14 protein-coding genes are annotated in these 18,100 nt (G+C 69.7%); 4 read left to right on the top strand and 10 right to left on the bottom strand.

Features of this window, described 5'->3' with window-relative positions; all coding sequences use genetic code 11:
* Positions 1-164: 164 nt before the first annotated feature.
* Positions 165-575: a hemerythrin family protein gene (locus tag IPL89_05535; GenBank protein MBK9062643.1), complete on the bottom strand. Its 411-nt coding sequence runs from the start codon at positions 573-575 to the stop codon at positions 165-167.
* A gap of 12 nt (positions 576-587) precedes the next feature.
* Complete coding sequence (locus tag IPL89_05530; protein ID MBK9062642.1) at positions 588-1,529, bottom strand: GDP-L-fucose synthase; 942 nt, start codon at positions 1,527-1,529, stop codon at positions 588-590.
* A gap of 83 nt (positions 1,530-1,612) precedes the next feature.
* Here IPL89_05530 and IPL89_05525 point away from each other — a divergent pair, with 83 nt between their 5' ends.
* Entirely contained in the window at positions 1,613-3,022 is a 1,410-nt protein-coding gene (locus IPL89_05525) for a PKD domain-containing protein (protein MBK9062641.1), read from the top strand.
* A 13-nt stretch (positions 3,023-3,035) separates the two neighbouring features.
* On the opposite strand, the gene ligD is transcribed toward IPL89_05525, so the two are convergent.
* From ligD to IPL89_05500, 5 genes are all read right to left on the bottom strand, one after another.
* Positions 3,036-3,980 (bottom strand): non-homologous end-joining DNA ligase, encoded by a 945-nt coding sequence (gene ligD, locus IPL89_05520; protein MBK9062640.1) that lies wholly within the window; start codon positions 3,978-3,980, stop codon positions 3,036-3,038.
* 10 nt (positions 3,981-3,990) lie between these two features.
* Complete coding sequence (locus IPL89_05515; GenBank protein ID MBK9062639.1) at positions 3,991-5,409, bottom strand: DUF1501 domain-containing protein; 1,419 nt, start codon at positions 5,407-5,409, stop codon at positions 3,991-3,993.
* A gap of 7 nt (positions 5,410-5,416) precedes the next feature.
* Positions 5,417-7,312, bottom strand: a complete 1,896-nt coding sequence (locus IPL89_05510; GenBank protein ID MBK9062638.1) for a DUF1549 domain-containing protein — start codon at positions 7,310-7,312, stop codon at positions 5,417-5,419.
* 61 nt (positions 7,313-7,373) lie between these two features.
* Complete coding sequence (locus IPL89_05505; GenBank protein MBK9062637.1) at positions 7,374-8,774, bottom strand: DUF1501 domain-containing protein; 1,401 nt, start codon at positions 8,772-8,774, stop codon at positions 7,374-7,376.
* 8 nt (positions 8,775-8,782) lie between these two features.
* A complete protein-coding gene (locus IPL89_05500; GenBank protein MBK9062636.1) occupies positions 8,783-10,702 on the bottom strand; it encodes a DUF1549 domain-containing protein in 1,920 nt (639 codons plus the stop codon).
* 115 nt (positions 10,703-10,817) lie between these two features.
* Here IPL89_05500 and IPL89_05495 point away from each other — a divergent pair, with 115 nt between their 5' ends.
* Positions 10,818-12,329, top strand: coding sequence for a protein kinase (locus IPL89_05495; GenBank protein ID MBK9062635.1), 1,512 nt, complete (start codon positions 10,818-10,820; stop codon positions 12,327-12,329).
* Here the strand turns inward: IPL89_05495 and IPL89_05490 are convergent.
* Positions 12,326-13,009, bottom strand: a complete 684-nt coding sequence (locus IPL89_05490; protein MBK9062634.1) for an HAD-IA family hydrolase — start codon at positions 13,007-13,009, stop codon at positions 12,326-12,328. The genes IPL89_05495 and IPL89_05490 overlap by 4 nt on opposite strands.
* A gap of 110 nt (positions 13,010-13,119) precedes the next feature.
* On the opposite strand from IPL89_05490, the gene IPL89_05485 reads away from it, so the two are divergent.
* Positions 13,120-15,741: a protein kinase gene (locus IPL89_05485; GenBank protein ID MBK9062633.1), complete on the top strand. Its 2,622-nt coding sequence runs from the start codon at positions 13,120-13,122 to the stop codon at positions 15,739-15,741.
* A 38-nt stretch (positions 15,742-15,779) separates the two neighbouring features.
* Here IPL89_05485 and IPL89_05480 read toward each other — a convergent pair whose 3' ends face one another.
* A complete protein-coding gene (locus IPL89_05480) occupies positions 15,780-15,968 on the bottom strand; it encodes a hypothetical protein (protein ID MBK9062632.1) in 189 nt (62 codons plus the stop codon).
* A 255-nt stretch (positions 15,969-16,223) separates the two neighbouring features.
* Between IPL89_05480 and IPL89_05475 the strand changes: the two genes are divergently transcribed.
* Complete coding sequence (locus IPL89_05475) at positions 16,224-16,862, top strand: DUF1345 domain-containing protein (GenBank protein ID MBK9062631.1); 639 nt, start codon at positions 16,224-16,226, stop codon at positions 16,860-16,862.
* Between the two features lie 32 nt (positions 16,863-16,894).
* Here the strand turns inward: IPL89_05475 and IPL89_05470 are convergent, their stop codons facing one another.
* Entirely contained in the window at positions 16,895-18,022 is a 1,128-nt protein-coding gene (locus IPL89_05470; GenBank protein MBK9062630.1) for a 4Fe-4S binding protein, read from the bottom strand.
* Positions 18,023-18,100 lie beyond the last annotated feature (78 nt).

Here is an 18,100-nt window from a genome sequence, read left to right as displayed (position 1 = left end):
GCACGTCGATGGAATCTGTTCAGTTCTGCCGGACACCCGGCTGAATGTGACCTGGATCTCTAGAGGGGAGTGTCGGCACCTATCGCGGCAACCCGTCCGGCGCCGAACGTCTTGCGGCGCAACGGTTTAGCTGAGACGGCGTCTCGGTCCAGCCGGACGCCGCGTCAGACCGGGGACCGGCTCGCGGCTTTCGAAGCCAGGAAGTTCGCGAACGCGCGGTCCTGGGTCCTCACGTGGCCGGAAAGCCACGAGCGCAGACCGGCGACGGCGACGTGGGTCATGGGCAGCTCCCCGCCCTCGTAAGCCGCGCGGAGCTTCTGGAGCTCGGCGAGGAGCTCGCCGTGCTCGCCGTGGTGAGCCTCGTAGCCGGGATAGCCCTCCATCCGCATCATGAGCTCCTCGGCGAGGAAGTGGACGCGCGTGTAGTCGAGGAGTTTTTCGAGGATCTCGTCGGCGACTTCGCGGCTCTTGCCCTCGGCGACCGCGCGGCCGAGCGCCTCGACGAGGTCGATCTGCAGCGCGTGCTCTGCGTCGAGGGCCGGAACGTCGAGGCGGAGGTCGCGGTCGAGCGCCACGCCCGGACGATATCAGGGCCGGAGCGTGGTTCGGTACCAGTCGACGGTCCGCCCGAGACCCTCGGCGAGCGTCGTCTTCGCCCGCCACCCAAACAGGCCCGCGGCGCGCGAGACGTCGAGGCGCCGGCGCGGCTGGCCGTTCGGCTGCGACGCGTCCCAGCGGATCGCGCCGGCGTATCCGGTCGCGTCCGCGACGCGGCGCGCGAGGTCGCGCACCGCGATCTCCTCGCCGGAGCCGAGGTTCACAGGCTCGGACCCGTCGTACGCCTCGGCCGCCGCGACGATCCCCTCGACCGCGTCGTCGACGTAAAGGAACTCGCGCGTCGGGGAGCCGTCGCCCCAGAGGATCACCTCGGCGGCCCCCGCGGCTTTCGCCTCGAGGAACTTCCGGATCATCGCGGGGATCACGTGGCTCGTCGCGAGGTCGAAGTTGTCGCGCGGGCCGTAGAGGTTCACGGGCAGGAGGTAGATCCCGTCGAAGCCGTACTCCTGCCGGTAGGCCTGGAGCTGGACGAGAAGCATCTTCTTCGCGAGGCCATAGGGCGCGTTCGTCTCCTCGGGATACCCGTTCCAGAGGTCCTCCTCGCGGAACGGCACCGGCGTGAACTTCGGGTACGCGCAGATCGTCCCGAGGCAGACGAACTTCGCGACGCCCGCGCGGCGCGATTCCTCGATGAGCTGGATCCCCATGACCGCGTTCTCGTAGAAGAACCGCCCGGGGTGGGCCCGGTTCGCGCCGATGCCGCCGACGACGGCCGCGGCGTGGACGACGACATCCGGTTTTTCGCGCGCGAGAAACGCGCGCACGGCGTCCCGCTCGCGCAGATCGAGCTCGGCCGCGCGCGGCGCGAGCACGTCGCCGGCCCCGCGCCGCCGCAACGTTTCGACGAGCGCCTGCCCGAGGAACCCTCCTCCCCCGGTGACGAGGACGCGGCGGCCCGCCCAGTAGCTCATGTGCGGCGGAGTCTAATGGAGTGACGCCCGTCAACCTCGATCGGTGGTGCTCCGTCTACACTCCCGCCCGACGGAGGATCTGCATGGCACCGCGCGCTCTCGTTTTCGCTCTCGCAGCCCTGTTCGCCGCATCGGCGGCGAGCGCCGACGTCGTGATCCCGTCGACCGTGTACCGCCGCGGCGCGGGCGGCGCGGAGTTCCGGAGCGACGTGCGGATCTTCAACCCGACGAACGCACCCGTGAACGTCACGCCGATCCTGTACGACCAGGTCTCGGGCCAGACGATCACGAAGCCCGTGGAGACGATCCCGCCGCGCGCCCAGAAGGCGTACGACAACATCGTCGGGACGCTCTTCGGCAAGACGCTCGACGACGGCGCCTTCGGGCCGATCCGTTTCCAGACGACGGGAACGGTGATCGTTTCCTCGTCGGTCAACAACTACAACGCGTGCGGCAACGGGTCGGTCTCGGGCCAGTGGCTACCCGGCCTCGACGCGACGGCTGCCCTGAAGACCGGCACGCTCGTCCAGCTCGCCGCAAGCACCGACGGCGCGACGGGCTACCGGTCGAACGTCGTCTTCACGAACTCCGGCGCCTCCGACGCCACCGTGACGACCCGGCTGCGGCAGGGCGACGGCACGCTCGTCAAGGAAGTCGTGGTCGGGCCGCTGCCGGCGAACGGCTTCACCCAGATCGGCGCGCTCGCCGCCTGGCTTCCGAGTCCGAACACCATCACGAGCACGAACCTGTGGCTGGAGTTCACGAGCGACCAGCCGGTCCTCTCCTTCGCCTCCGTCATCAACAACGCCTCGGGCGACCCTTTTGCGATCGTCATGACGGCCGAGCCGAACGTCTCGGCCCCTGTTCTCCCGCCCGTCGCGTCGTACGGTACGAGTCCCGCCAGCCCGGCGCCGGGCGTGGCCGTCACGTTCACGGACACGTCGAACAACTCGCCGGTGAACAGGTTCTGGGCCTTCGGTGACGGAGCGTTCGCCGCGAACTCGGGGACCACGACGGCACACACGTACGCGGCCTCCGGAACCTACAAGACCGCGCTCTTCGTGGACAACACGGCCGGCGCGAGCAGCACGACGAAGGACGTCGTCGTCGCTTCCGCGACGCCGATCGCGGTCACGATCTCGGCGACGACGACGAACAACACGAAGTGGACGTTCATCTGCCAGGTGGGTCCTTGCAGCGGCGCGGGCAACAACAACGTGAACCTGAAGGTCGGCCAGCCCTACGCGATCACGTGGACGACGCCCGCCTCCGAAGCCAAGACACACGGCGTGGGCGGCCTTGCCACCCTCGGGATCGGCACGGAGTGCGACGTCATCCGGGCGAACCAGCCGTGCACGGTGAGCTTCACGCCGACGGCCGGGATGCTGAACTTCCCCGGACCCCTGTACACGTACGTGTGCACGCAGTCGACGTGCGCGCCGTCGCAGGCGGTGCACGACGCCATGCAGGGCACGATCACGATCGTTCCATGAGCCCTATTACCTTCTAGGAAATCTCCCTCTCGGCCCAGCGGCATTCCCGCGGGTCCTTGTCCTCGCGCAGCCCGAGGAACGACGGCTGGCGGAGCCGGAGCTCGCCCGTCCACTCGGCATACGCAACCTGTGCGACGAGCGCCGGCCTGACCCAGGCCGCATCCTTCACGCCGTGCGGCGGCGGCGTGAACGGACACGCGTCCTGGTGCAGCGGCTCGAGTTTCTCGAGAAGCGAGAGGAGGATCTTGTCCGAGAACCCGGTCCCGACCGCGCCGCAGAAGCGCAGGTTCTTGCCTTCGTAGAGGCCCACGAGGAGGGCTCCGAAGTGCGGGCGCGGATCGCTCGGCAGCGTGAGCCCGCCGATCACGAACTCCTGCTCGCGCCGCACCTTGACCTTCAGCCAGCGCAGGGAGCGCCGGCCGGACTCGTAGGGCGAGGAGAGATCTTTCCCGACCACTCCCTCCCATCCCTTCTTCACGGCCTTCGCGAACGCGGCGGCGCCGTCCGTCCCGAGCCGCTCCGCGAGCGCGAGAGGCGGCGCCGGGTGCTTCCCGACGAGCGCCTCCAGAGCGGCGCGGCGCTCGCCGAGCGGAAGCGACATCAGGGAGACGCCGTCCGCGTCGAGGCAGTCGAAGAGGACGAGCATCGGAGGCCTCGCGCCCGGCTCGTTCCTCCCCTGGAGAAGCTGAAAGCTCGCCACGCCGCGCTCGTCGAGCACGACGAGCTCGCCATCCACCGCGAGATTCCCGCCGGGCAGCGCCTCGACCGCCTTCACGATGTCCGGCAGCTCCTCGGCGATGTCGATCCCCCGGCGCGTGGCGAGCGTGACGCGGCCCTTCCGGCGGATCGCGACGATGCGCCAGCCGTCGTACTTCGGCTCGAAGATCCATCCCCGCCGGCTGAACGGCTCCTTCACGCGCGTCGCGAGCATCGGAGCAAGAGGCGAGAGGGGCCTCACGGCGTCATTTTCATCCGAACAGCCGGTCGATGGGCGCGTAGACGCCCGCGCCGGCATTCGGCACGTACTCGAAGCCGCGGCCGAGCGGGTCGTCATGCCGCGTCGTCGTCCAGTCGATCCCGAGCGCCGAGTAGACCGTGCATGCGAGGTCCTCGGCGCGGAGCTCCGTACGGCCCGTCACGCCCGAATCGGCGATCGTCGCGCCCGCCGCGTCCGTCGCGCCGATGACCTGCCCGCCCTTCACGCCGCCGCCCGCGAAGACGGCGCTGTAGATCTCGAAGTGGTCGCGGCCGGCCGCGTCGCCGAGCGCCCCGACCGTCCGGCCGAACTCCCCCGCGACGACGATCAGCGTCTCGTCGAAGAGCGTCTTGCCGGCGGTCTTCCCGGGCGTCGCCTTGAGGTCCCCGATCAGGCTCGCGAGCCCCGGGTCGAGCTGCCCAGCCTGGCTGTAGAGGCTCACACGCCCGGCCGCGACGTTCGGCGCCTTGTCGTAGATGGCGCTGTGCATGTCCCAGCCGGTCAGCGAGATCATGACGAAGCGCGTGCCGCGCGCGCCGGCGAGGACCTGCTTGGCGACGAGGCAGGCGTTGCCGAAGGGTGAGTTGCCGTAGCGCTGCGAGTCCGCCGTCCCGAACTTGAAGAGGTCGTTGACGGCGGGCGTGTCCATGAGCAGCTTGGCCTGCGTGTAGAAGTCCACCGCGTCGGCCGCGTCCTTCCCGAGTGGCTGGCCATTCCGGAGCGCGGCGTCGAGCTCCTGGAGGGTCTTCCAGCGGTTCACGATCGTGGAGCCATCCGGGTGCGTCAGGCTCGTCAGCCCCGTCGCCGAAGCCTGGGCGGCGAACGGCGCCGTCGTGGACGGGAAGTAGCCCTCGTCGGAAAGCGCCGACTGAGGCGTGTTCAGCGCGAGGAATGCCGGGAGGACGTCGTTCGGCCCGCGCTGCTTGTCGAGCTCGAGCGCCGCGACGGAGCCCATGTTCGGCGCGACGGCGCCCGTCGCGCTGGCCGGGTTGCGCGCGATCTGGAGCCAGTTCTCGCTGATCCCGTGGACGAGCGCCGCCGCCTTCATCGAGCGCACGATCGAGAGGTCGCCGAGGCGGTTCGCGAGGTTCGGCATGAGGCCGGCGGGAAACCGCAGCCCGGAGCCGAAGCTGGTGGGCGCGAAGTCCGGCGGCGTCCACGCGCCCTCCTTGAGGTCCCACGTGTCGACCTGGCTCGGCGCGCCCCTGAGGAACACGAAGATGACGTTCTTCGCCGTGTTCTTCGTCGTCACGGCCGCTGATCGGGCGGCCCACGCCGCCGCGGGCGACTTGAGGAACCAGGACGCGACGAGGCCGGAACCCCCGAGGCGCAGGAAGCCGCGGCGGGACAGATCCGCGCCCGTGACCGGGGTGACGCCGGGAACCGGGAGGCTCGGGAGAAGCGTCTTCACGTCGGGCTCAGTAGTTGTAGACGAAGTCGAGCTTGTTGAGGAGCACCCACTGGAGGTCGTTGGCGAAGGTGGCCGTCGAGCCCGAGTAGCGGGTCGTGAAGAGCGAAAGGCACAGCGCCGTCTCCGCCGGCGTCGGATAGCGGGACAGCGTCTGGAGATAGAGCGACGTCACGATCTGCGGAGCCGTCGCGTTCGCCGTCACGAGCCTGTTAACGGCGGTCCCGGCGAAGTTCCCGTGCGTCCGGATCGTGACCTGGTCGTTGTTCATCAACGTGAGCGCCTGCTGGATCGAGAACTTGCTCGAGCGCGGGTTCGTGTCGCGGTCGCCGGAAACGAAGGGCGTCATGAGCCTCCCGTTGAGGTCCGGCCCGCCGTTCTGCATCTGGATGTTCGGGAGCTGCATCGCCCAGTCGACGGACATGTTCGAGCGCACGCCGGTCGCCTTGACGATCGCGTCCCAGACCTCCTCGGCCATGAGCCGCTGGGCGAAGTGACGGGCGAAGTAGGGCGTGAAGCCTTCGCTCCACGTTCCCGGGTAGGAAGACGACAGCTGGTACGCGTTCGACTTCGCCATCACGCCGAGGATGTAGCGCAGGTCGTAACCGTGCGCAGCGAAGTCCTGCCCAAGCCTCGCGAGGAGGGCCGGGTGCGTCGGCTGGACCGTCCACGCCCCCGGCGGCGGGCTCGCCGGGTCCTGCCGCATCGGGTCGAAGGCGTCCGCGGGCTCGACGATCCCGAGCTTGAACATCTCCTTCCAGAGATAGTTCACGGCCGCCCGCGCGAACTGCGGGTCGCTCGTCACGAGGCGCCCGAGCCACTGGCGGTAGGTTTCATTCGGGATTTGTGGGGCGGCGACGGGGTTAAGCGGCGTCCGCAGATACGCCGGAGCGATCGACGTCAGCCCCGGAGGGGTCGTCGTGTAGTACGCGTTCGTGCGGATGGTCTTGTTGCCGGTCGTCGTGTTCAGGCGGTAGTCGTAGTTGCCCGTCCGGCGCTCGCCGATCGTGTAGACCTGATCAGCGTCCTTCCCCGCAAACGGCATGTCCGTCCAGGAGTAGAACGCGGCCAGCCCCCAGAAGTCCTGCCGCTTCACGATCGAGCCCCAGAGGTTGATCGCGTCGAGGTGCCCCTGGCCGTTGTGGCAGGACGTGCAAAACACGACGTTCGTCCCGAGAAAGATCCTCGACGTCGCGACCGCGAGGTTGTCGTACGTGTCCTGCGGGGGCCCGTTGTTCTGGAACTGGCGCACGAGGTAGTTCGCCTGCCCCACCGTCGTGTTCGCGCCCTTCGCCGTGATCAGCTCGCGCGCCATCACGTCCCACGGCTTTTTCGACCGCACGGCGTCCTGGAAGTACGCGTGGTACGCGGCGTTGGGAACCTCCCAGAGCGTTCCGGTCGCGCTGCGGCTCGTGTTCTGGAAGAGCTCGTCATAGAAGAACGTCCAGCGGTCGACGAAGGCGTCCGAGGCGAGGAGCGTGTCCACCATCCGCGAGCGCTTGTCGGGAGACGGGTCCGCGACGAAGGCGACCACGACGTCGGCATCGGGGATACGGCCCGTGAGGTCGAGCGTCACGCGGCGCAGGAATTCGGTGTCGGACGACGGCGGCGCGGGCGGCACGTGGTCCGCTTCCATCTTCCCGAAGATCTCGTCGTCCACGTAGTTGACGCGCCGGATGCGCGCGACGGGGCGGAACGCGGTCCCCGCTGCGACGGGGCGCGCGGCGGCGAACGCCCGCGTCGTGCGCGACACGGCCTCGCGGCGCCGGAGGCCGTCCGGGTCGGCGTGCGACGGCGCGAACGCGCAGTCCGAGGACGCGAACACGGCCGAGGACGCGAGAAGGAGAGCCCCGGCAACACAAGTTTTCCAGCGTGCGCTGCCGCCGCTGGTCGCTCTGTTTGTCATTTGCAGAAAGTCTAGCGCAGCTGGTGCGACGCCGTCTCAGGGTATGCGCGGGACGCGGCCGTCAACCGAACAGGCGATCGATTGGCGCGTAAACGCCCGCGCCTGCGTTCGGCACGTACTCGAAGCCGCGGCCGAGCGGATCGTCGTGGCGCATCGTCGTCCAGTCGATGCCGAGCGCCGAGTAAACCGTGCACGCGAGGTCCTCGGCGCGGAGCTCGGTCCGTCCCGTCACGCCCGAGTCCGTGATCGTCGCGCCCGTCGCGTCGGTCGCGCCGATGACCTGCCCGCCCTTGATCCCACCGCCCGCGAAGACCGCGCTGTAGCCCGCGAAGTGATCGCGGCCCGCCTGGCCGTTCAGCGCGCCGACCGTCCGGCCGAACTCCCCCGCCATGACGATCAGCGTCTCGTCGAACAGCGTCTTGCCCGGCGTCTTCCCGGGCGCGGCCTTGAGGTCGCCGATCAGGCTCGCGATCGCGGGGTCGACCTGGCCCATCTGGCTGTACAGGCTCGTGCCCGTCTTGCCGTAGATGTTGCTGTGCATGTCCCAGCCGCCGACCGACACCATGACGAAGCGTGCCCCGCGCCCGCCCGCGAGGAGCTGCTTGGCGACGAGGCAGCCGTTGCCGAAGGACGAGTTGCCGTAGCGCTGCGAGTCCGCCGTCGTGTACTTGAAAAGGTCGTTGACGGCCGGCGTGTCGACGAGGACCTTGGCCTGGTTGTAGAAGTTCACGGCGTCGGCCGCGGCCTTGCCGAGCGGCTGCCCCGAGCGCAGCGCCGCGTCGAGCTGCGCGAGGTCGTTCCAGCGCGTCCCGAAGCGCGTCGCGCCGTCGGGGTGCGTGAGGCTCGCGAGCCCCGTCGTGGACGGCTGGACGACGAACGGCGCGTACGTGGACGGGAAGTAGCCCGCGCCCGAGAGACCGGCCTGCGTGTTCAGCGACAGAAACGCCGGGAGGACGTCGTTCGGCCCGCGCTGCTTCTCGAGCTCGAGCGCGGCGACCGCGCCCATGTTCGGGGCCTCCGAGCCGGTCGCGCCCGTCGGGTTGCGGGCGATCTGGACCCACGTCTGCCCGAGCCCGTGGACGAGCGCCGCGGACTTCATCGAGCGCACGATCGAAACGTCTCCGAGCCGGTTCGCGAGTTTCGGCATGAGGCCCGCGGGGAAGCGCAGGCCGCCGCCGAAGCCCGCCGGCGCGAAGTCGGACGGCGTCCACGCGCCCTCCTTGAGGTCCCACGTGTCGACCTGGCTCGGCGCGCCGGGCAGGAAGACGAAGATGACGTTCTTCGCGGTGTTGCGCGTCGTCACGGCCGCGGACTCGGCCGCCCACGCCGCCGCGGGCGACTTCAGGAACCACGAGGCGACGAGGCCGCTCGCACCGAGCTGCAGGAAGCCGCGGCGGGACAGGTCCGGGCCGTTCACCGGGGTCGCGCCGGAAACCGGGAAGCTCGGCAGGAGCGATTTCATGGCGGCCCTCAGTAGTTGTAGAGGAAGTCGAGCTTGTTGAGGAGCGCAAACTGGAGGTCCTCGGCCACCTGGGCCTTCGTCTCCCCGTTCGGCGGGCTCGCGAAGAGCGCGACGCCCGCGGCGAGCTCGGACGCGTTCGGGTTGCGCGACAGGGTCGAGAGGTAGAGCGACGCCACGATCTGCGCGGGTGTCGCGTTCGCCGCGACGAGCTTCTGCACGGCGGATCCCGCCGTCGCGCTCTTGATGCGGCTCGTGACGGTCGTGTCGTTCAGCATGAGGAGCGCCTGCGACACCGAGAACTCGTTCGACCGCGCGTCGCCGTCGCGGTCGGCGCGCAGGAAGGCGTTCAGGAAATTGCCGATGACGCTGCCGCCGCCCGGCTCCTGGACGTCGGGCAGCTGCATCGCAAGCGTCACGTTCGGCATGCCGCCGCTCACCGGAATGCTCGCCCCGACGTTCGTCGCGCGCGTGATCGCGTCGAACATCTCCTCGGCGGTCAGGCGGCGCGCGAAGTGCCGCGCGAAGTACGGCGCGTAGGACTCGCTCCACGTCCCGGAGTAGAAGGACGAGAGCTGGTAGGCGCTGGACTTCGCCATCACGCCGAGGATGTAGCGCAGGTCGTAGCCGTGCCCCGCGTAGTCCTGCGCGAGCTTCGCGAGGAGGGCCGGGTGCGTCGGCTGAATGGTCCACGAGCCGGGTGGGGGGCTTGCCGCATCCTGCCGCATCGGGTCGAACGCGTCCGCGGGCTCGACGATGCCGGCCTTGAACAGCTCCTTCCAGAGATAGTTGACGGCCGCGCGTGCGAACTGCGGGTCGTTCGTCACGAGGCGTCCGAGCGCCTGCCGGAAGCCCTCGCCGTTCGCCGGCGCGCCGCCGCCAGGGGCAAGAGGCGACCTCAGGTACGCCGGGTCGATCGACGTCATGCCTGAAGGGCTGGTCGTGTAATACGCTTTCGTGCGGTCGGTCTTGTTTCCCGTCGTCGTGTTCAGCGAGTAGTTTCCGGTCGGGCGCTCGCCGACGGTGTAGTAATAGTCCGCGTTCGTCGTGCCGGAGCGCGGCGTCGAGACCCGCGAGTAGAACGAGGCCAGACCCCAGAAATCCTGCCGCTTCACCGTCGAGCCCCAGAGGTTGATCGCGTCGAGGTGGCCCTGCCCGTTGTGGCAGGACGTGCAGAAGACGGCGTTCGTCCCAAGGAAGACGGCCGCGGTCGAAGCGGCGAGGTTGTCGTACGTGTCCTGGGCCGGTCCGTTCGTCTGGATCTGACGGACGGCGTAGTTCGCGGCGCCCACGGATGTATTCACGCCCGTGGCGCCGATGATCTCGCGCGCCATGACGTCCCACGGCTTCCTCGAGCGCACGGCGTCCTGGAAGTACGCGTGGAACGCGTTGCGGCCCTGCGAGTAGAGGCGGCCGCTGGAGCCGAACGCCGTGTTCTGGAACATCTCGTCGTAGAAGAAGGTCCAGCGGTCGACGAAAGCGTCGGAGGCGAGGAGCGTGTCGATCATCCGGCCGCGCTTGTCGGGCGACGGGTCGGCGAGAAACGCGGCCGCGGTCGCGGCGTCCGGGATGCGGCCCGTGAAATCGAGCGTGACCCTGCGGAGGAACTCGGCATCGGTTGCGAGCGGCGCCGGGACGACCCGCGCGGCGTCCATCTTTCCGAAGACTTCGTCGTCCACGTAGTTGACCCGGCGGAGGCGCGCGGCAGGCTGGAACACCGGTCCGGCCGCCGCGGGATGGGACGACGCGAACGCTTGTGTGCCGCGGGACAGGGCCTCGCGCCGGAGGCGCCCGTCCGGGTCCGCGTGCGACGGCACGAAGGTGCAGTCGGCGGCCGGAACGGACTCCGGGGCCGCGGGAACGAGCTCCGGCCCGGCCGCCGGCTCGACGGCCAGGATCGACAGGAGGGCGAGGCTCGGAAGCAGGCTCATTGAGACTCCGACGCAGTAAACGCCGGGAAGATTACCCCTTCCCCGGAAAAATGCGATCGGGCGGCCCGTCCTGCCCCCGAAGTTGCTACGCTAGGGCACCGGCCGCGCCGCCACCATGAACCTCGATCGCCTCCGCCAGAAATTCTTCGAAGGGCTCACCCGCTACCGATGGCTCGAAACCGTCGGGCGCGGCGGCATGGGCATCGTCTTCAAGGCGCAGGACCTGGACCTCGAGGATGTCGTCGCGATCAAGGTGCTTTCGCCCGACTGGGAGACGGACGACCAGCAGCTGCTCCAGCGGTTCAAGCGCGAGATCAACCTCAACCGCAAGATCAAGCACCCGAACGTCGCCCGCATCCACGACTTCGGGATGAGCGGCGACTTCCCCTACATCACGATGGAGTACGTCCCGGGCAAGGACCTGCGGACGGTCATCCAGACTGAGGGGCGACTCACCCAGGCCCGCGCGATTTCGATCCTCCGCCAGATCGCCCTCGGGAGCGACGCGGCGCACAAGCTCGGGATCATCCACCGCGACCTGAAGTCCCAGAACGTCATGCTCGAGGACTCGGGCGCCGTCGCCATCCTCGACTTCGGTCTCGCGCGCGGGAAGACGACCGAGCAGCTCACTCTCGACAGCGTCATGGTGGGAACGCCGCACTACATGTCGCCCGAGCAGGCGCTCGGCCGTCCGACGGACGCGCGGAGCGACGTCTACTCGATCGGCGTCATGGCCTACGAGCTCCTCACGGGCCACGTGCCCTACGACGGCGAGTCGCCTCTCGTCATCGCGATGAAGCACGTCTCCGAGCCGCCGCCCGACGACCTCCGGCACATGACGCACATCGCGCCGGAGTTCATCGCGATCACGTACCGGGCGCTCGCGAAGGACCCCGCCGCGCGCTTCGCTTCCGCCGCGGACCTCGAGGCCGAGCTCGCGATGCTCCCGCCGTTCCGCGAGGGCGCGCCCGCTTCCGGGGAAGCTCCCGCCCTCGAGGTTCCCGCGCCCCCGGTCCCCGCGAGCCCGAGCCCGGGCGTGCCCACGCCGGCGGTCACGCAGGCGAGCGCGATGCTCGACCTGGCGGGCATGCCGACGCCCGTCCGCCCGACGACGGCCGTCCCGTCCAGCGTGGTCCCGACGCCGCCCGTCGCGAAGAACCGTCCGCCCGTGATCCTCCTCGTCGAGGGCGACGCGAAGAGCCGCAAGTCGCTCGCGGACCTCCTCGGGCGCCACGGCTGCCGGACGCTCGAGGCCAAGGACGGCCCCGAGGCGCTCGAGCGGCTCCTCCAGGACACCGTCGACCTCCTCCTCATGGACGTGCAGCTGCCCGGGATGGACGGCTTCGACGTCACGCGCGTGATCAAGGCGCAGCCGCAGACGGCCGCGCTGCCCGTCGTTCTCACGACGGCGCGCCTCGACCGCAGCCACTTCGCGTTCGCGATTCAGTCGGGCGCGACGGACGTGATCGGCAAGCCTCTCCTCAACGAGGCGGTCGTCGGCCGGATCTGGCACATCCTCACGCACCACGGCTTCCTGCCGCCCGCGGGGAACGAGCCGGTGCTGGCCGCGATGAAAAAGACGCTCCCCTCGGCGATGACGCCGCCCTCGACGCCCGGCAAGCGCTAGGAAAGCAGCGGCAGCAGGTCGACGAGGCGGCGCACGTAGACCGCGGGCTGCGGCGCGCCGCGCCCGTGCCGGTCGAACCAGATCGGAAACCAGCCCGCAGCCTGCGCGCCGAGGACGTCCGTCGCGAAGGAGTCGCCCACGTAGACGCGCCGCCCGGGCCCGCCGCCGGCGGCCTTCCACGCCGCGTCGAAGATCTCCCGCGCCGGCTTCATCGCGCCGACGTCCTCGGAGAGCACGACGTGCGTCACCCAGCGGTCGAGGCCGAAGCGCGCGATCTTTCCCCGCTGCGTCTCGCGGAACCCGTTCGAGAGGATTCCCGCGACGCCGTGGCGCGCCGCGTGCTCGAGGACCTCGAGGGCGCCCTCGACGAGCGTCCAGTTCCGGCCGTACGCGCCCATGTAGAAGTCGCCGATTCTCCCGGCATGCTCGGCATCGAGGCCGAGCGTGCCGAGCGGGTCCGCGAAGCGTTGCGTGGAGAGCGTCGGCCGGTCGATCTCGCCCTTGCCGTAGCGGTCCCAGAGCGCGAGGTTGCTCTTCCGGTACGCCGCGAGCCACGCGTCGAACGGGACGGCGCCGAATACGGGCGCGTGCGCGGCGTGCGTCTCGCGGTGCGCGCCCTCCTCGGCCGCGTGGTGATCGACGAGCGTGTCGTCGAGATCGAAGAAGAAGAGCGGCTTCACGCGGTGCGGGGCACGGGAACGATTCTAGCCCGCGCGCCACCGAGACGATCGGCAAGTTAGACTCTCTCGCTCTGACGCTCGCCAACGGAACCCGTCTCGGACCCTACGAGGTGATCTCTCCGCTCGGAGCGGGGGGAATGGGAGAGGTCTACCGGGCGAAAGACCCGCGCCTCGGACGGGACGTCGCGGTCAAGGTCCTGCCAGAAGATTTCCTGGAAGGTGAAGAGAGAAAAGAGCGCTTCGCGCGCGAGGCGAAGCTGCTCGCGAGCCTGAACCATCCTGGAATCGCCACTCTTTACTCATTCGAAGAAATCCCCTCTTCGTCCGCTTCCTCTGCGCGCCACATCCTCGTCATGGAGCTGCTCGAGGGCGAGACGCTGCGGCAGGCGATCGCGGCCGGCAAGCTCCCGCTTCGCCGCGCCGTGGACTGGGCGATCCAGATCGCCCGCGGCCTCTCGGCCGCGCACGACAAGGGCGTCATCCACCGCGATCTCAAGCCCGAGAACCTCTTCGTCACGAAGGACGGGCGCGTCAAGATTCTCGACTTCGGCCTCGCGAAGCTCGCCGAGGACGCGGGCGCGGGGCAGGGCTCGAACCTCCCCACCGCGGCGCGCGGCACGGAGCCGGGCGTGGTCCTCGGAACCATGGGTTACATGGCGCCCGAGCAGGTGCGCGGCAAACCGGCCGACGCGCGCAGCGATCTCTTCGCCTTCGGCGCAGTGCTCTACGAGATGCTCGCGGGAAGGAAGGCGTTCGGCGGCGATTCCAGCGCCGACGTCATCACGGCCATCCTCCGCGAAGAGCCCGCGGACCTCTCGCTCACGAACCAGGCCATCCCGCCGGGCCTCGAGCGCATCGTGCGCCGCTGCCTCGAGAAGGCCCCGGAGCAGCGCTTCCAGTCGGCGGGCGACCTCGCCTTCGCCCTCGAGAGCCTCACGTCGGATTCCGCGACGCGCGCCGCCATCACCCCGGGCGTCGCGCCGTCGCGCGTCGTGAAGAGGCGCGCGCTCCTCGCCGTCTTCGCGGCCGCGCTTCTCGCCGCCGGCTTCTTCGCGGGGCGGCTCGGCCGCAAGTCCGCTTCGGCGCCGACTCTCCTCTTCGAGCGGCTCTCGTCGGACCCCGGCATCGAGCGGTCGCCCGCGCTCTCCCCCGACGGCGAGACGGTCGCGTACGTCAAGTCCGTCGCCGGGAAGCGGCACATCCTCGTCCAGCGCGTCGGGAGCGACAAGCCGATCGACCTCTCGGCGGACTCGCCGGAGGACGACCGGTTCGACCCCGTCTACTCGCCGGACGGCTCTCTCATCGCGTTCCGTTCGGGCAAGGAGGGCGGCGGCATCTTCGTCATGGGCCCGCTCGGCGAGTCCGTGCGGCGCGTTACGGACACGGGCTACGGCCCGGACTTCACGCCCGACGCGAGGGAGATCGTCTACGCGGAGGAAGCGGCCCTGTCGCCGCTCGCGCGGGGGACGCGCGCGAAGATCTGGGCCGTCGAGGTCGCGACGGGGAAGAAGCGCGAGATCTTCGGTCCCGACGCGATCGAGCCCGCGGTGTCCCCGCACGGAAAGCGTGTCGCGTTCTGGGGCCTCGTCGGCGACACGGCGCAGCGCGACATCTGGACCGTTCCGCTCGCCGGCCTCAGGCCCGGCGAGAAACCCGTCGCCGCCACCTCCGACGCGGCTGTCGACTTCAGCCCGTTCTGGTCGGCCGACGGGTCGTTCCTCTACTTCGGGAGCGACCGCGGCGGGAGCTTCAACCTCTGGCGTCTCCCGATCGACGAGGCTTCGGGCGCGGCCCGTGGCGCGCCCGAGCCCGTCACGGTTCCGGTCACGTGGGCGGGGACGTTCCCGGGCACCTTCCGCGGTTCCCGCAACGGCAAGCGCCTCGCCTTCACGTCGCCTGCCGAGCTCATGACGATCGAGAGGCTCGCGCTCGACCCGAGGACGCTCGAGCCACAGGGCCCGCCAACGGTCCTCCGCAGGAGCTCGACGGCCTTCGAGGACCTCGGCATCTCCTCCGACGGCGCGACTCTCGCAACGCGGACAGTGGGCCGCCTCGAGGATCTCTGCCTCGTCTCGACGGACGGCCAGAAGCTCCGCCGCCTCACGCACGACTCCTTCCGGAACCGGGGGCCCTCGTTCACGGCGGACGGCGCACGCGTCGTCTTCTACTCCACGCGCGACGGCGACTACGGCGGCTACTCGATCGCCGCGGACGGCAGCGGCCTCGCGCGCCTGACGCCTCCGAAGTCGCTCTTCTACCTGTATCCGGCGCTCTCTCCGGACGGGAAGTACGTCGCAGCGGCGTCCTTCGACACGCGGGTCGCCGTCTTCCCGCTCTCCGCGAAGGACGGGGCGCCGGCCGCAGGCCCGGCCGTCGCCGACTTCCGGTCCCGCTGGGCGTGGAACTGGTCGCCGGAGAGCGACCGCTTCCTCGCGGCCGGCCCCGGCGGCGAGCTTGCGCTCGAAGTGCTCCTCTGTACGCTCGCGAAGAAGTCCTGCGAGGGCCTCGGCCTGCGCGCCTACGTCGCGCAGTTCGCCCCCGACGGCAAGCGCGCCGTTGCGACGGCTCCCGACGGAGTCCGGGTCCTCGACCTCACGACGAGGCAGTCCCGCCTCATCCTCCCGGCCGCGGAGGGCACGCTCCAGCGCATCGCGCTCTCGCACGACGGGCGCGCCCTCTACTTCCTCAGGAACGTGACCGAGAGCGACATCTGGGTGGGCACGTTCCGGTGACGCTGGCGGCGGGCGCGCGCCTCGGCCCGTAAGAGACCCTACTTGTCGATCTGGATGGTTTCCTTACGGCCGCTGTTGGCCACGGCGGCCATGAGCCCGACACCCACCGCAATGAGGGCGCCGATCGCGATCCACACGCCGCTCACGTTCGCAAGAACTCCGAGTTTCCAGAGTGCCGCTAGAATTCCTGCCAGCAGGAGCACGTAACCGAGGAAAAATGTGCCCATCCACTTCATTTGTTTGCCCCCCGAGGGAACCGGCCGGACAAAGGCTCTGTGGACCCGGAAATCAACGCCTGCCGCGCCAGTAGAAGCCGCCGCCGCCGAGCACGAGAATCAGGACCACGACGATGAGGATGGTTTCCGTAGACATGGGTGCCTCCGTCCCGCACAGGAGCACGACACGTGCCAAGACAGCCGGCGGGACCACACCTCCCGGCAACGGTAGAATTGAAGACGCGTGACGCTCGATAAGTTGCCCAAATGACGGCGCCGAAGGTCATCCCGTCGGAGGCCCGCTGGCCCGTCCTCGTCGCGCTCCTCGCGCTCGGACTCCTCAACTTCGCCTTGCCGCCGACGCTCATTCTCGGGCCGCGCTGGATCGTCCTCGCCGTGCTCGTCGCCCTCGCCATCCCGACGGCGCTCGCGCACCGGGCCCGTCGCACGTCGCTCGTGCGCAATCTCGGTTTCGCGATGAGCGGCGTCGTGACCCTCGCCCTCGTCGGCTCCCTCGCGCTCCTCATCGCGGGCCTGCCGAAGAAGAGCGAGACGCCGGCCGAGCTCGCGAAGTCCGCGGCGTGCCTCTGGATCGCGAACGTGCTCGTCTTCGCGATCTGGTACTGGAGGCTCGACGCGGGAGGGCCGTTCGCCCGGGACGGGCGCGGCGCGCACACCGAAGGCGATTTCTTCTTCCCCCAGATGATGGACGGATGCCCGGGACCGAAGAACTGGTCCCCCCGGTTCGTGGACTATCTCTTCGTCGCCTTCAACAACTCGACGGCTTTCTCGCCCACCGACACGCCCGTCCTCTCGCGCTGGGCGAAGGTCCTGACGATGCTGCAGTCGGCCATCTCGCTCCTGGTCGTGGGAGTTCTCGCGTCGCGGGCCGTCGGCCTGATCTGACCGACTGGTCCGGCGCCCGCGAACCCGCGCTCTCAGACCCGCCGGCCGAGAATCGCCGATCCGATCATTCGGGCGGTTCCGAGGATCCCGAACCGCTCGACGAGGATCTTCTTGTAAAGCGCCATGTGGGTCTCCGGCGGCGCGGCCGGACTTTCCTTCTCGACGAGGCGGAGCGCCTCCGAGGGGCAGACGCCGATGCAGGCGCCGCAGCCGATGCAGCGGCCGTGATCGACGGCCGTCTTCCCGTCCCGGGCCTCGAGCGCGTCCATCGGACAGCGCGTGCGGCACGCTTCGCAGTCGATGCAGGCTTCGCCCTCCACCTCGGCCCGGAAGTTCGAGTGGATGACGTCCGCGGGGCGCGGGAACTCCTTCGCCATCCGAAGGACGCCGCAGCAGCAGCCGCAGCAGAAGCAGATGAAGAGCGGGTCCTGCGCGTTCTCCGGCTGGACGACCATCCCGTCGCGCTCGGCCCGCTCGAGAAGCGCGAGAGCCTGCTCGCGCGTCAGCGCCTCCGCCGAGCCCGTCTCGAGAAGGTGGCGCGCGACGCCCTTCAGGGCGAGACAGGTCCTCCGCTCGTCGGTCTGGCGGCAGGGCTCGCCCGTGAGGTCCCGCCCCTGCCGGCAGACGCAGTTCATCACGGCCCAGGGTCCCTCGCCGCCCGAGACGAGCTCGCGCGCGTCGTCGTAGCGGCCGACCGTGCGCTCCACGACGATTCTCGCGTTCACCGGGATCGTGCGCATCTGCTTCGTCTTCGGCCCGAGGAACGCGCCCGCGAAGCCCTCCGCGATGTACCGCTCCATGTCGCGCTGCAGCTCGGGAGTGATCCGGTCGACCTGGAACTCGTACATGCCGAGCGCCAGCATCGCCTTGCTCCACTTCTTTTTCCGTCCGCCGCCGTGGGCGCCGCCCATGATCGAGCCCTTCGCGGCGAGGCGGTCGAGGAGCGTCTCGAGCTCCGCCGCCGTCCAGCGCCCTCTCGGCGCGCGGCGGTGGATGCGCGCGAGCGGCTCCGGAAGGGCGGAGAGGAGGAGCGCCGCCTCGGCCTCCTCGGGAGTGAAGAGCCGGCGGAGGATCGAGAGCTCGACGCCGCTCTCCGTCGCCGGGAAACCGACCGGCATGACGTCGATGTGCTCCTGGAGCTTCCGATAGACGTCTTTCACGATCGGCCCCTTACGCCCGCCCGGCTGGTTCAAACGGCCCATGGCCCGGGCGTATTTTGAGGCCTAACGTCGGCATGG

This window comes from Acidobacteriota bacterium (assembly GCA_016716715.1).
Classification (GTDB): domain Bacteria; phylum Acidobacteriota; class Thermoanaerobaculia; order UBA5066; family UBA5066; genus Fen-183.
The sequence above is the reverse complement of the archived record's forward strand: the minus strand, read 5'-3'. Positions and strand labels throughout refer to the sequence as shown.